Below are 610 nucleotides of genomic sequence, written 5' to 3' on the forward strand. Positions count from 1 at the left end.
ATACATTCTTTTTCCGCAGTGTTACAGCAGTCATTCCGTTTTGCAGTATTTCCAAAACAACTAATCAGTTTCAATCCGATGCAATATATCAAACTGAAACGACAGGCAGAGGAAGTTGACCTCTTTTCCGATGATGAAGTGGAAGAAGGCACACAGCCGATTTCACACGAGGATTACGAGCGACTTATCAAGTATCTGGAAAAGAAAAACCCACCTGCCATTCTGCCGATTCAGATTGCGTATTATGCCGGGCTCCGTATCGGAGAAACCTGTGGTCTTACATGGCAGGACATTAACCTTGAGGAACAATGCCTGACCATAAAACGCAGTATCCGCTACGACGGCATAAAACACAAAAACATTATCGGACCAACGAAACGGAAGAAAGTAAGGATTGTTGATTTTGGCGATACTCTGACTGAAATATTAAAAGCTGCCAGAAAGGAACAACTCAAAAACCGGATGCAGTATGGCGAATTATATCACCGCAATTACTACAAAGAAGTTCATGTGAAGAACAGAGTCTATTATGAATACTATCATCTTGCCGGAACACAGGAAGTCCCGGCAGATTACAAAGAAATCTCCTTTGTCTGCTTAAGACCGGATG

1 protein-coding gene is annotated in these 610 nt (G+C 42.3%); it reads left to right on the forward strand.

Features of this window, described 5'->3' with window-relative positions; genetic code table 11:
* Positions 1 to 610 (forward strand): tyrosine-type recombinase/integrase (locus DXD11_RS14650; protein WP_243105889.1); only part of this gene is annotated, 610 nt, incomplete at both ends.

This window comes from Coprococcus sp. TF11-13 (assembly GCF_003481085.1).
Lineage (GTDB): Bacteria > Bacillota > Clostridia > Lachnospirales > Lachnospiraceae > Coprococcus > Coprococcus aceti.